Source organism: Ensifer sp. YR511 (genome assembly GCF_900103045.1).
Taxonomy (GTDB): domain Bacteria; phylum Pseudomonadota; class Alphaproteobacteria; order Rhizobiales; family Rhizobiaceae; genus Ensifer; species Ensifer adhaerens.
The window spans coordinates 43,078-57,633 of record NZ_FNGR01000013.1; the positions used below are offsets into that span (position 1 = coordinate 43,078).

Consider the following 14,556-nt stretch of genomic DNA (forward strand, 5'->3'; position numbering starts at 1 on the left):
CATGCTTTACGACATCAGCCTGAAGATCATCTATGACTACGAAGTGCCGGTGTCCGGCGGCCGCCACCTCGTGCGCGTGCTGCCGGCGACGCTGCCCGGTCGCCAACGTCTCGTCGTCGGCTCGCTCAGCTGCCATCCCATGCCGGCCGAACGTACCGAGAGCATCGACTTCTTCGCCAACCCGTTTACGTCGATTCTCTTTCGCAACTCGCATGCAGACCTGACGATCCGCATGCAGGCGCGCGTGCAGGTGGAAGCACAGGCCCTGACCGCGGACTTCTCCCCTGACCTCACCGGCCTGCCGGCCGAGCTTGCGGCCTGCTGGTCCGTCGATGCCGACGCGCCGCATCACTTCGCCGGCCCGAGCCCACTCTTGCCCGAGGTCGCCGACATTGCCGCCTACGCGCGTGACACCATTACCGACACGATGACCGTGCGCCAGATCGCCGTTGCACTGTGTGACCGCATCCATCGCGACTTCGCCTATGACGGCGAGGCGACAACCGTGAACACGACGCCGGCAGAAGCGTTCAAGCTCAAGCGCGGCGTCTGCCAGGATTTCGCCCATGTCATGATCGTGGCGCTCAGAAGCCTCGGCATCCCTGCCGGCTATGTTAGCGGTTTCCTAAGGACGATCCCTCCGCCCGGCAAGGAGCGCCTGGAGGGGGCCGATGCCATGCACGCTTGGGTGCGCGTCTGGTGCGGCACAACCGGTGGGTGGCTCGAACTCGATCCGACCAACAATATTCCGGCTGGAACCGACCATATCGTCGTCGGCCATGGCCGCGACTACGGCGATGTCGCGCCCGTCATCGGGGTCCTGAAAAGCTACGGCAGCCAAACGACGAAACAGGCGGTCGACGTCATTCCGGTACCGTGACCCGATTTGGCACAGGCCGATTCCCGCTTCGGAACAGACAGGGTGCCGCAGAACCCCTTACAACAACCGGTTTTCCGGCAATCCATTAAAATTGCAAGGATTGCCGGAACGATATCGTAAGCCATCGCCGCTATTGATGCCCCCAAGCTTGCAACGTGTTCCTTTGGGGTGTGCAAAGATGGGAAGACGATACACGGTAGGCCGGTCCTTCGTAGCCATGCTCAAGGACCGGGGTGGCAATTTTGGCATCATGGCAGCACTCGCGGCGCCATTGGTGTTGGCAGCCGGCGGCGTCGCCGTCGATCTGGCCACCATGATCACGACGAAAAACCAGATGCAGGATGCAGCCGACGCGGCAGCACTTGCGGCTGCGTCCGCACTGGTTGCAAACAAGGATACGCTGGCGACCGAGAAGGCCAAGGAAATCGCCTTGAACTTCCTGAAGGCGCAGTCGGGCGCAAGCTCGACCGATCTGCCCGGTGGAGCCGGCGGCAGCGACCCGGGCACCAGCAGCGCTTCCGCGGGCGGCGTGACCGACCCGACGGAGACCCAGGTTCAGCCGACGGTCGACATCGTCATGACGACTGTCGGCAAGAGCGACAAGGCCTTCAAGGTCACGATCGTCAACAAGCAGACAATTCAGCTCAACCCCATGACGCGGTTGCTCGGACAGAAGTCCGTCAATCTGGAAACGGTAGCCGTTGCCGAGAGCGCGACGGAAACCAAGAACGCCATGTCGATGTATCTCGTGCTCGACCGCTCGGGCTCGATGGCCTTCGTGACGAATGTGAAGGACGAGAAGCGCACCAAGTGCAAGAACTGGACGGCGGAGAACTGGGGCAAGAGCATCTCTGAGACCAGCCCTTGCATGATCGACAAGATCACGACCTTGAAATCCGCGGTTGAGACGCTGCTGAAGCCACTCACCGAGATGGACCCCGACAACAAGTATGTCCGTGTCGGCGCTGTTTCCTATAGCAGCTCCATCTTCCCGGAAGAGAAACTGGCCTGGGGCACGACGAAGGCCAGTACCTACGTCAAGAACCTGGAGGCGAACGGCGGCACGGATTCGAGCGGCGCCTTCGCCAAGGCCGTCACGGATCTGAAGCTCAAGGGCGAAAACGACGCGCACACGGCATCCAACGGCCTGACGCCGAAAAAGTACATAGTCTTCATGACCGATGGGGCGAACACACATTTCGAAGGAAAGGCGTTGACCATCCCGGCGGCGCCAAAGCCGGAACCGGAACTCGACAAATACAAAGCCCAGGATTCCAAATCCGACACGGCAACGCTCAAGGCGTGCCAGGATGCCAAGGACGCCGGCATTCGCGTCTTCACCATCGCCTTCATGGCGCCGATCCAGGGAAAATCGGTGCTCAGCCGATGCGCCAGCAGCACAGCCGACTACAAGTCGCCGGAAGATGCCGCAGCTCTGGTCAAGGTTTTCGGTGAAATCGGCGCCACCACCTCGGGCAAGATGGCACGCCTGACAAGGTAAGACAGACCACATCGCTGACGATGCCGCCCGGCCCCGCTGGGCGGCATTTTGCGTTTCGGCGGGATACGTTCTCCACCGTCTGAGACAAGTCTAATCCATTTAAAAACATCTGTTGCAAGCGCTTCGGATCGATGCATAAATTGGCTTTATCCCCGGTCGGGTCCGGCCTGCGATCTCCCAACGCAAAAGGGTAAAGACAGTTTCATGATGAACAGGCTCTCCACCAACGACGTGCCGCAGCCCGCCCCAAGGTCGTCTGAACCTAGCCAGCTCGCCGTCGAAATCCTCGAACGTCTGAAGTACCGCATCGGCAAGGACCCGAAGGTCGCCAAGCCCCATGACTGGCTGACGGCGGCGATCCTGGTTGCGCGTGACCGCATCACCGACAAGTGGATGGACTCCACCCGCAAGACCTACGCAACCGGCGCCAAGCGCGTTTATTATCTCTCGCTCGAATTCCTCATCGGCCGGCTGATGCGCGATGCGATGACCAATATCGGCCTGATGGACGAGATGCGCGACGCACTCGCCTCCCTCGGCGTCGATATCGATGTCGTCGCCCAGCTCGAGCCGGATGCGGCCCTCGGCAATGGCGGTCTCGGACGGCTGGCTGCCTGTTTCATGGAATCGATGGCGACCGTCGACGTACCCGCCTATGGCTACGGCATCCGCTACATGCATGGCCTCTTCCGCCAGCAGATGGCCGATGGCTGGCAGGTGGAACTACCCGAAACCTGGCTTGCCCACGGCAACCCCTGGGAATTCGAACGCCGCGAAAGCTCCTACGAAATCGGCTTCGGCGGCGTGGTCGAAACCGCCAATGTCGACGAGGAAATCCAGCGTTTCGTGTGGAAACCGGCCGAGCGCGTCATCGCCACCGCCTTCGACACGCCCGCCGTCGGCTGGCGGGCAAAACGCGTCAACACGCTGCGCTTGTGGACCGCGCAGCCGATTGACCCGATCCTGCTGGCCGCCTTCAACGCCGGCGACCACATCGGCGCCCTTCGCGAAAGCAACAAGGCGGAAAGCCTGACGCGTGTTCTCTATCCGGCCGACGCGACGCCAGCGGGCCAGGAGCTGCGCCTACGCCAGGAATACTTCTTCTCCTCGGCCTCGCTGCAGGACATCCTGCGCCGTCACCTGCAGCAATACCCGGATTTCAACTCGCTGCCGGACGCCGTCGCCATCCAGCTCAATGACACCCATCCAGCCATTTCCATTGCCGAACTGGTGCGGCTCTTGACCGACCTGCACGGCCTCGATTTCGAGCAGGCCTGGGACATCACCCGCCGCACGATCTCCTACACCAACCACACGCTTCTGCCCGAAGCGCTCGAAAGCTGGCCGGTACCGCTGATCGAGCGCCTGCTGCCGCGCCACATGCAGATCGTCTATGCGATCAACGCCAAGATCCTGATCGAGGCCCGCCGCCAGAAGGGCGCCACGGACGACGAAATCCGCAACATCTCGCTGATCGACGAAAGCGGCGAACGACGCGTGCGCATGGGCAATCTCGCCTTTGTCGGCTCGCACTCGATCAACGGCGTTTCGGCACTGCACACCGAGCTGATGAAGGAAACGGTGTTTGCCGACCTGCACAAGCTCTACCCGGACCGCATCAACAACAAGACCAACGGCATTACGCCGCGCCGCTGGCTGATGCAGTGCAATCCCGGTCTCTTCGGACTGATCCGCGACGCGATCGGCGACGAGTTCATGGACAATACCGAGGCGCTGCAGGCGCTCGACGTCTTCGCCGACAAGGCGGACTTCCAGGAACATTTCGCCGCGGTCAAACGCGCCAACAAGGTGCGCCTCGCGCAGCTCGTGCAGAGCCGCCTCGGCATCCGGCTCGATCCGTCGGCGATGTTCGACATCCAGATCAAGCGCATCCACGAGTACAAGCGCCAGCTCCTCAACATCATCGAGGCCGTGGCGCTCTACGACCAGATCCGCTCCCATCCGGAGCTCGACTGGGTGCCGCGCGTCAAGCTCTTTGCCGGCAAGGCGGCGCCGAGCTATCACAATGCCAAGCTGATCATCAAACTGGCCAACGACGTCGCCCGTGTCGTCAACAACGATCCGGCGGTGCGCGGCCTCCTGAAGATCGTCTTCGTGCCGAACTACAACGTCTCGCTCGCCGAGATCATGGTTCCGGCTGCCGACCTTTCCGAGCAGATCTCGACGGCCGGCATGGAAGCATCGGGCACCGGCAACATGAAGTTCGCGCTGAACGGCGCCTTGACGATCGGTACGCTCGACGGCGCCAATGTCGAGATGCGCGACTGGATCGGCGAGGAAAACATCAAGATCTTCGGCATGACCGCCGAAGAGGTGACCAGGGCACGAGCCGAAGGTCACAATCCGCGCGCCATCATCGAAGGCTCGCGCGAGCTGTCGCAGGCGCTGCAGGCGATTGCGTCCGGCGTGTTCTCGCCCGATGACCGCAATCGCTTCGCAAGCCTCGTCGAAGGGCTCTACAATCACGACTGGTTCATGGTCGCTGCCGATTTTGAAGCCTACGCCAAGGCGCAGCGCGAGCTCGACCAGCTCTGGACGACGCCGTCCGACTGGCACGCGCAGGCAATCCGCAACACCGCACGGATGGGCTGGTTCTCGTCCGATCGCACCATCCGGCAATATGCCGGGGAAATCTGGAGAGCTGGATGACGCCCTCGGCCGGCAAGGACCCGGAACCCGCAGCTTCAGGTCTGCTGTCAGCCCCGGATATCGCGGCCATCCTCAAGGGCACGCATGACGACCCCTTTGCGGTTCTTGGCGTGCACCCCGTCGGCAAGACCGTCCTTGCCCGCTGCTTCGTCCCCGATGCCGAGACGGTGACGGTCGAAACGCTCTCGGGCAAGGACCTGGGGGCGATCGAACGGCGCGACGATGCCGGCTTCTTCGAAGGCCCGGTGGCGCTGAAGAAGCCACAGCCCGTCCGCTACCGCGCCCGCAATCAGGGCGGCGAATGGGTGGTCGTCGATCCCTACAGCTTCGGTCCGGTTCTCGGACCGATGGACGATTATTACATTCGCGAAGGCTCGCATCTCAGGCTCTTCGACAAGATGGGGGCGCACCCGATCGAGCATGACGGTGCCAGCGGCTACCATTTCGCCGTCTGGGCACCGAATGCGAAGCGTGTTTCGGTCGTCGGCCAGTTCAACGACTGGGACGGCCGTCGCCACGTCATGCGGCTGCGCACCGACACCGGCATCTGGGAAATCTTCATTCCCGGCGTCGATGCGGGCCTTGTCTACAAGTACGAGATCCTCGACCGCAACGGCACGCGTCTGCCGCTCAAGGCCGATCCCTTTGCCCGGCGCTCCGAACTACGCCCGAACACGGCCTCGATGACCACGCCGGAAATCGCGCAGACCTGGGACGACGAGGCACACCGCAAGCATTGGGCCTCGGCCGACGCAAGACGGCAACCGATCTCGATCTACGAAGTGCACGCCGGTTCCTGGCAGCGCCGCGACAATGGCGAGATGCTCTCCTGGGACGAGCTTGCCGACCGGCTGATCCCCTACTGCGTCGACATGGGCTTTACTCATATCGAGTTTCTGCCGATCTCGGAGTTTCCTTTCGACCCCTCCTGGGGCTACCAGACAACCGGTCTTTATGCGCCGACCGCCCGTTTCGGCGAGCCCGAAGGTTTTGCCCGCTTCGTCAACGGCTGCCACAAGGTCGGCATCGGCGTCATCCTCGACTGGGTGCCGGCACATTTTCCGACCGACGAGCACGGCCTGCGCTGGTTCGACGGCACCGCACTCTACGAACACGAGGATCCGCGCCAAGGCTTCCACCCCGACTGGAACACGGCGATCTACAATTTCGGCCGCCAGGAAGTGCTGTCGTTCCTCGTCAACAATGCGCTCTACTGGGCGGAAAAATTCCATGTCGACGGCCTGCGCGTCGATGCGGTCGCCTCGATGCTCTACCTCGACTACTCGCGCAAGCACGGCGAGTGGGTGCCGAACGAATATGGCGGCAACGAGAACCTCGAGGCCGTCCGTTTCCTGCAGACGCTGAACACGGAAATATACGGCTCTCACAAGGGTATCCTGACGATTGCCGAGGAATCGACCTCCTGGCCGAAGGTCTCCCATCCGGTCCATGCGGGGGGTCTCGGGTTCGGCTTTAAGTGGAACATGGGCTTCATGCACGACACGCTGCAATATCTGTCGCGCGAGCCGGTGCACCGCAAGTTCCACCACAACGACCTGACATTCGGCCTGCTTTATGCCTTCAACGAGAACTTCGTGCTGCCGCTGTCCCATGACGAGGTCGTGCACGGCAAGGGCTCGCTGATCGCCAAGATGGCCGGCGACGACTGGCAGAAGTTCGCCAATCTCCGGGCCTACTATGCCTTCATGTGGGGCTATCCCGGCAAGAAGCTCTTGTTCATGGGTCAGGAGTTCGCGCAATGGCGCGAATGGTCCGAGGATCGAGCGCTCGACTGGAACCTGCTCGAATACCATCTGCACGAGGGCATGCGACGGCTGGTGCGTGACTTGAACGGCACCTACCGCGCCAAGCCGGCGCTGCATGCGCGCGATTGCGAAGGCGAAGGTTTCGAATGGCTGCTGGCCGACGACCGCGACAACTCGGTCTTTGCCTGGCTGCGCAAGGCGCCCGGCGAAAAACTGGTCGCCGTCATCACCAATTTCACCCCCGTCTACCGGGAAAGCTACGCCATCCCGCTGCCGGTCAAGGGTCGCTGGAAGGAGATCCTCAACAGCGACGCGGAAATCTATGGAGGAAGCGGCAAGGGCAATGGCGGCGCGGTTTTTGCCGAGAAGAACAGCACGGGAGCGATCATGGCCAACATCACCCTGCCGCCGCTCGCGACACTGATTCTGGAACAGGAGTAATTTATCCGACCCGCCAGCCGAAGGCGGCGGAAGACTGCAAATATCGAGGGCCGCAAGGCGTCGCAGAAGGCCGCCGTGACGACCCCTTAAGGTCAATGAATGGGGAGGACAAATGGTGGAAAAGCGTACGCAACCTCTGGCACGTGATGCCATGGCCTATGTTCTCGCCGGCGGTCGCGGCAGTCGCCTGAAGGAACTGACCGACCGACGGGCGAAGCCGGCGGTCTATTTCGGCGGCAAGGCCCGTATCATCGACTTCGCGCTGTCGAACGCGCTCAACTCCGGTATCCGCCGCATCGGCGTCGCCACCCAGTACAAGGCGCATTCGCTGATCCGCCACCTGCAGCGTGGCTGGAACTTCTTCCGCCCGGAGCGAAACGAAAGCTTCGATATTCTCCCGGCCAGCCAGCGCGTTTCCGAAACGCAATGGTACGAAGGCACGGCCGACGCCGTTTACCAGAACATCGACATCATCGAGGACCATGGCGTCGAATACATGGTGATCCTTGCTGGCGACCATATTTACAAGATGGACTACGAATTGATGCTGCAGCAGCACGTCGATTCCGGCGCCGACGTCACCATCGGCTGCCTCGAGGTGCCGCGCATGGAAGCAACCGGCTTCGGCGTGATGCATGTCGACGAAAAGGACCGCATCATCGCCTTCGTCGAGAAGCCGGCCGATCCGCCGGGCATTCCCGGCAATCCGGAGATGGCGCTTGCCTCCATGGGCATCTATGTCTTCCACACGAAGTTCCTGATGGATCTTCTGCGCCGCGACGCCGCCGATCCGAAATCGAGCCGCGACTTCGGCAAGGACATCATCCCCTACATCGTCGATAACGGCAAAGCCGTCGCCCACCGTTTCGCAGAGTCCTGCGTGCGGTCGGACTTCGAGCGCGAGGCCTACTGGCGCGACGTCGGCACGATCGATGCCTATTGGCAGGCCAATATCGACCTGACCCACGTGACGCCGGAGCTCGACATCTACGACAGCACCTGGCCGATCTGGACCTTTGCCGAGATCAAGCCGCCGGCGAAATTCGTGCATGACGATGAAAACCGCCGCGGCTCGGCAACCTCGTCGCTGATCTCCGGCGACTGCATTATCTCAGGCGCCGCGCTCAACCGCAGCCTGTTGTTCACAGGTGTCCGCGTAAATTCATATTCCCGTCTGGAGAATGCCGTAGTTCTTCCCGATGTGAAGATCGGTCGCCACGCGACGCTGCGCAACGTGGTCATCGACAGCCGTGTCGTGATCCCCGAGGGCCTCGTCGTCGGTGACGATCCGGTGCTCGATGCCAAGCGTTTCCGGCGTTCGGAAAACGGCGTCTGCCTGATCACGCAAACGATGATCGACAAACTGGGAATGTAGGCACTTCATGAACGTCCTGTCCGTTGCGTCCGAAGTCTATCCGCTGATCAAGACCGGGGGGCTCGCCGATGTCGTCGGCGCGCTTCCGGCAGCGCTTTTGCCGCACGGCGTCAAGACCCGCACGCTGGTGCCCGGCTATCCGGCCGTGCTGCAGAAGCTGAAGAAGAAAAAGAAGGTCGGCAGTTTCGAAAACCTGTTCGGCAATCCGGCGACAGTTCTCGCCGCCGAAATCGACGGGCTCGATCTGCTGGTCCTCGACCAGCCTGAACTCTACGCCCGAGACGGCGGCCCCTATGTCGATGCCACCGGCCGCGACTACGTCGACAATTTCCGCCGCTTTGCCGCACTCTCGCTTGCGGCGGCAGAAATTGCCGGCGGCGATGTCGTCTCGGGCTGGAAACCCGATATCGTTCACGCCCATGACTGGCAGACCGCGCTGACGCCGGTCTACATGCATTTCGGCCCGGCGGCCGCAACGCCGACGGTGATGACGATCCACAACATCGCCTTCCAGGGCCAGTTCGGCGCCTTAGTCTTCCCCGAGCTTGCCCTTCCCGCCGAAGCCTTCTCGATGCAGTTCGTCGAATATTACGGCGACGTCGGCTTCCTGAAGGGCGGCCTGCAGACCGCCGACGCCATTACCACCGTCAGCCCCTCCTATGCGCAGGAAATCCTGACGCCCGAATTCGGCATGGGCCTCGAAGGCCTGTTGAAGAGCCGCGTCGCCGACCTCTCTGGCATCGTCAACGGCATCGACGCCGACATCTGGGATCCGCAGACCGACCCGCACATCGCCCAGCATTTCAGCGCAACGAGCCTGAAGCAGCGCGCGGCCAACCGGCGTGCGCTCGAGGAACGCTTCGGCCTTGAAAAAGGCAACGGCCCGATCTTCTGCGTTGTCAGCCGGCTCACCTGGCAGAAGGGCATGGATCTGGTCGCCGAGATCGCCGACGAGCTCGTCGCCATGGGCGGCAAGCTCGTGGTGCTCGGCTCCGGCGACGCGGCGCTCGAAGGCGCGCTGCTCGCCGCTGCCTCCCGCCATCGCGGCCATATCGGCATGGTCACCGGCTACAACGAGCCGCTGTCGCATCTGATGCAGGCGGGCTCCGACGCCATCCTCATTCCGTCGCGCTTCGAGCCCTGCGGGCTTACCCAGCTCTATGGCCTGCGCTACGGCTGCGTGCCGGTCGTCGCCCGCACCGGCGGCCTTGCCGATACCATCATCGACGCCAACGAGGCCGGGCTTGCGGCCAAGGTCGCGACCGGCTTCCAGTTCACGCCTGTCAATGCCGATGGGTTGCGGCTTGCGATCCGGCGGGTGCTGCGTGCATACAGCGAGCCCAAAGTCTGGTCGAAAATTCAGACCCAGGGCATGAAATCGGACGTTTCCTGGGCCACAAGTGCCGAGCGTTACGTCTCTCTTTATTCCGGACTTCTCGGGAAAGGTTAAGTCAGCATGATAAGAACGGTTACCACAACCCCCTACGGCGACCAGAAGCCTGGCACGTCAGGGCTGCGCAAGAAGGTCCCGGTCTTCCAGCAGAAGAACTATGCCGAGAACTTCATCCAGTCGATCTTCGATTCGCTCGAAGGCTTTCAGGGCGAAACGCTTGTCATCGGCGGCGACGGTCGCTTCTACAACCGCGAAGTCATCCAGATCGCCATCAAGATGGCGGCGGCCAACGGCTTCGGCCGCGTGCTCGTCGGCCGCGGCGGCATCCTGTCGACGCCGGCTGCCTCCAACGTCATCCGCAAGTACAAAGCCTTTGGCGGCATCGTGTTGTCGGCCAGCCACAATCCTGGCGGCCCGACCGAAGACTTCGGCATCAAGTACAACATCGGCAATGGCGGCCCGGCACCGGAGAAGATCACTGACGCGATCTTCGCGCGCAGCAAGGTGATCGACAGCTACAAGATCTCCGATGTCGCCGACATCAACCTTGATGCCGAAGGCACGCAGGACATCGACGGCATGACGATCACCGTCATCGATCCCGTCGCCGATTATGCCGAGTTGATGGAAAGCCTGTTCGACTTCGGCGCGATCCGCAAAATGATTGAAGGCGGCTTCCGCGTCGTCTTCGATGCGATGAGCGCCGTTACCGGTCCCTATGCCAAGGAGATCATCGAAAAGCGACTCGGCGCGCCTAAGGGCTCGGTGATGAACTTCATCCCGCTGCCCGATTTCGGCGGCCACCACCCGGACCCGAACCTGGTTCATGCCCGCGCGCTCTATGAGACGATGATGGCGCCCGACGCACCGGATTTCGGCGCCGCTTCCGACGGCGACGGCGACCGCAACCTCGTCATCGGCCGCGGCATCTTCATCACACCGTCCGACAGTCTAGCCATGCTCGCCGCCAACGCGCATCTGGCACCCGGCTATGCCAAGGGTCTTGCCGGCATCGCCCGTTCGATGCCGACCAGTGGTGCTGCCGACCGTGTCGCCGAAAAGCTCGGCATCGGCATCTACGAGACGCCGACCGGCTGGAAGTTCTTCGGCAACCTGCTCGACGAGGGCATGGCGACGATCTGCGGCGAGGAAAGTGCGGGCACCGGCTCCAACCACGTGCGCGAGAAGGACGGGCTCTGGGCAGTCCTGCTCTGGCTCAACATTCTGGCGGTGCGCAAGGAAAGCGCGCTCGACATCGTCAAGAACCATTGGGCGACCTACGGCCGCAACTACTATTCGCGCCACGACTACGAAGAGGTCGATTCTGATGCGGCCAATGGCCTGATCGCCAACCTGCGCGACCAGCTTGCCACGCTGCCCGGCAAGTCCTTCGGCGCGCTCAAGGTCGCGACCGCGGACGACTTCGCCTACAACGATCCGGTCGACCATTCCGTCAGCAAGAACCAGGGCATCCGCATCCTGTTCGAAGGCGGCTCCCGCGTCGTCTTCCGCCTGTCGGGCACCGGCACATCGGGAGCAACGTTGCGCGTCTATATCGAGCGCTTCGAGCCGGACGCCTCGCGTCACGATATCGAGACGCAGACGGCGCTCGCCGATCTCATCGCCGTTGCCGAAGAGATCGCCAGCATCAAGACCCGCACCGGCCGCACCGAGCCGAGCGTCATTACCTGAGATACCGCACTATCGGGGCCGCTTGATGCGGCCCTTTTTCGTTTGCCGCTTACCCCCCTCTGCCCTGCCGGGCATCTCCCCCACAAGGGGGAGATCGATCTGCGGCACGGCCTTGCCCTAAGATGGCGTTGACGTCGCAGGGATCCCCTCGCCCGTAAACCAACGCATCGGTTTATCGGTGGAATGGGAGGATGCCACAAGTCAACCTCCCCCTTGTGGGGCAGATGCCCGGCCGGGCAGAGGGGGGTGGGTCACACACACACACCGACGACACCACGAAGAGGGCCGCCTTCATGCCGACCAAAGGAAACCCACCCCTCGGTGCCATCATCACCTCCGAAGGCACCGTGTTTTCGGTCTGGTCGCACAATGCCGCCCGTATCGATCTCTGCCTTTTCGACAAATCAGGCGCCAAACAGCTGCGCCAGCTGCCGATGACGCGGAACGGCGACATTCACAGCTTGAAGGTTGCCGACGCGCCGAAAGGAACGCGCTACGGCTTCCGGGCCGATGGCGTCTATTCGCCCGATCACGGTCTCTGGTTCGATCCGTCCAAGCTTCTCGTCGATCCCTATGCCATCGAACTCGACCGTCCGTTTGGCCATGATCCGCGCCTGACGATCTTTGGCGAAGACACCGCCGACCTCGTACCGAAAGCGATCGTCACCGAGGTGAAGGCTGCCAAGGTGAAGGCGCCGCTCTTTCGCGCCGGCGGCCTTGTCTACGAAATCGCCGTCAAGCCTTTCACCATCCTTCATCCCGACGTGCCCGAAGCCAAGCGCGGCACGGTGGCCGCCCTCGCCGAGCCCGCCATCATCGAACATCTGAAGCGCCTCGGCGTCTCGGCCATCGAGCTGATGCCGATCGTCGCCTGGATCGACGAACGCCATCTGCCACCGCTCGGTCTGAAGAACGGCTGGGGTTACAATCCGATCGCCCCTATGGCACTCGATCCGCGCCTGGTGCCGGGCGGCATCAAGGAGCTGCGAAAGACCGTCGAGGCGCTGCGCAAGGCCGGCATCGGCGTCATCCTCGATCTCGTTTTCAACCACTCCGGTGAAAGCGATCGCTTCGGCACAACGCTGTCGATGCGCGGCCTCGACAACCTGACTTACTATCGTCACGCCACCGACCGCCCGGGCGAGCTGATCAACGATACCGGCTGCGGCAACACGATCGCCTGCGACAATCCGGTGGTCGAGGCACTGATCCTCGACAGCCTGCGCCACTTCGTCAGCGCTGCCGGCGTCGACGGCTTCCGCTTCGATCTCGCCTCGATCCTCGGCCGCGACATGGGCGGCTTCCACCGCGATGCCCCACTCTTTCAGGCGATTGCGGCCGATCCGCTGCTTGCCGACCGGGTGCTGATCGCCGAGCCCTGGGATATCGGTCCCGGTGGCTACCAGCTCGGCAATTTCCCCGCGCCCTTCCTCGAGTGGAACGACCGCGCCCGCGACGACCTCCGCATCTACTGGCGCGGCGACCGCCATTCGATTGGCGCGCTGGCGACAGCGCTTGCCGGCTCCTCAGGCAGTTTCGCCCGCTGGGGTGAGAGCGGCACGCGCACGGTCAACTTCATCGCCGCCCATGACGGCTTCACGCTGGCCGATCTCGTCTCCTATGCCGGCAAGCACAACGAGGCGAACGGCGAGGAAAATCGCGACGGCCACAACGAGAACCATTCCTGGAACAATGGCGCCGAAGGGCCGACGGCGGATCCGGAAATCAAGGCGGCTCGCCGCCATGACGTGATGGCGCTCATCGGCACGCTCTTTGCCACCCGCGGCACGATCATGCTGACCGCCGGCGACGAAGCCGGGCGCAGCCAGCGGGGCAACAACAACGCCTACTGCCAGGACAACGCCATCACCTGGCTCGACTGGACGGCGATGGACGACGAGATCGTCGCCCATACTGAGGCCCTGTCAGCCATGCGCTCCCGCTTCGGCGTTTTCGACGAGACCACGTTCCTGACAGGAAACGGCGACGTCGAGTGGTGCCGTCTCGACGGTCACCCGATGACCGTGACCGACTGGGAGCATCCGGCAACGGACAATCTGACAATGGTGCTGACCACCCCCGACCGCACCCAGAAGCGGGCAACGCGGCTTGCCGTCGTCATCAATCGCAGCCATGCGCCGCATCCCCTCCGCCTGCCCGACAGCGTCAATGGAAAATGGCAGGATGCGCTCGCAGCGTCATCCCCCGCCGATCACGTGGCGCCGCGCTCCGTTGCCTTCTTCGTCGAGGTTTTCTAAAGCTTTTCCACCACTTGCAGGTTGCAACGGGCGAGCCTATAGATCGCTTGGGGGGCTTGTTTCGAGGCGTTTACATGCTGCACGACATTTCACTTTCTGAGATCAAGGTGCTGGTCGGCAAGGAGGTCGGCGTTTCCGACTGGATCACGGTCACGCAGGAAACAATCGACAAATTCGCCGAGGCAACCAGCGACTATCAGTATATTCACGTCGACCCGGTGCGGGCCGCTGCCGAAACGCCCTTCGGCGGCACGATCGCGCATGGCTTCCTGTCGCTCTCGTTGCTCTCCGCGATGAACTACAATTGCCTGCCGAAAATCCGCGAACAGACCATGGGCATCAATTACGGCTTCGAGAAAGTGCGCTTCATCGCGCCGGTGAAGAGCGGCGCCAAGGTGCGCGGCCACTTCACCATGGCCGATGCCCGCTTCCGCGGCGCCAGCATGCTGATGATCACCTACGACGTCAGCGTCGAGATCGAAGGCGAGCGCAAGCCGGCGCTGACGGCAACCTGGCAGACGATCATCCAGTTCGATCCCAAGGATCGCCCCGCCGATGCCTGAGGCGGTTTGAGCAGGCA

9 protein-coding genes are annotated in these 14,556 nt (G+C 62.6%); all 9 read left to right on the forward strand.

The window, feature by feature from the left end; all coding sequences use genetic code 11:
* Nucleotide 1: 1 nt before the first annotated feature.
* The 9 genes from BLU15_RS21385 to BLU15_RS21425 all read left to right on the forward strand — a co-directional run bounded on the left by BLU15_RS21385 (nt 2) and on the right by BLU15_RS21425 (nt 14,539).
* Nucleotides 2-880 carry a transglutaminase family protein gene (locus BLU15_RS21385; RefSeq protein ID WP_034786844.1) on the forward strand — a complete coding sequence of 293 codons (879 nt, stop codon included), beginning with the start codon at nt 2-4 and terminating at the stop codon, nt 878-880.
* Between the two features lie 178 nt (nt 881-1,058).
* A complete protein-coding gene (locus tag BLU15_RS21390) occupies nt 1,059-2,381 on the forward strand; it encodes a vWA domain-containing protein (protein WP_090297915.1) in 1,323 nt (440 codons plus the stop codon).
* A gap of 207 nt (nt 2,382-2,588) precedes the next feature.
* Entirely contained in the window at nt 2,589-5,051 is a 2,463-nt protein-coding gene (locus tag BLU15_RS21395) for a glycogen/starch/alpha-glucan phosphorylase (protein WP_034787265.1), read from the forward strand.
* On the forward strand, nt 5,048-7,258 hold the full coding sequence (gene glgB / locus BLU15_RS21400; protein ID WP_090297918.1) for a 1,4-alpha-glucan branching protein GlgB: 2,211 nt from the start codon (nt 5,048-5,050) through the stop codon (nt 7,256-7,258). The genes BLU15_RS21395 and glgB overlap by 4 nt, the downstream gene beginning before the upstream one ends.
* A gap of 112 nt (nt 7,259-7,370) precedes the next feature.
* A complete protein-coding gene (gene glgC, locus BLU15_RS21405; RefSeq protein ID WP_034786853.1) occupies nt 7,371-8,633 on the forward strand; it encodes a glucose-1-phosphate adenylyltransferase in 1,263 nt (420 codons plus the stop codon).
* Between the two features lie 7 nt (nt 8,634-8,640).
* Nucleotides 8,641-10,083: a glycogen synthase GlgA gene (gene glgA, locus BLU15_RS21410; RefSeq protein ID WP_090297920.1), complete on the forward strand. Its 1,443-nt coding sequence runs from the start codon at nt 8,641-8,643 to the stop codon at nt 10,081-10,083.
* Nucleotides 10,084-10,089: 6 nt separating this feature from the next.
* Nucleotides 10,090-11,718, forward strand: a complete 1,629-nt coding sequence (locus tag BLU15_RS21415) for an alpha-D-glucose phosphate-specific phosphoglucomutase (RefSeq protein ID WP_034786858.1) — start codon at nt 10,090-10,092, stop codon at nt 11,716-11,718.
* A gap of 293 nt (nt 11,719-12,011) precedes the next feature.
* Nucleotides 12,012-13,976, forward strand: coding sequence for a glycogen debranching protein GlgX (gene glgX / locus BLU15_RS21420; protein ID WP_090297923.1), 1,965 nt, complete (start codon nt 12,012-12,014; stop codon nt 13,974-13,976).
* Between the two features lie 74 nt (nt 13,977-14,050).
* On the forward strand, nt 14,051-14,539 hold the full coding sequence (locus tag BLU15_RS21425; protein ID WP_034786863.1) for a MaoC family dehydratase: 489 nt from the start codon (nt 14,051-14,053) through the stop codon (nt 14,537-14,539).
* Nucleotides 14,540-14,556 lie beyond the last annotated feature (17 nt).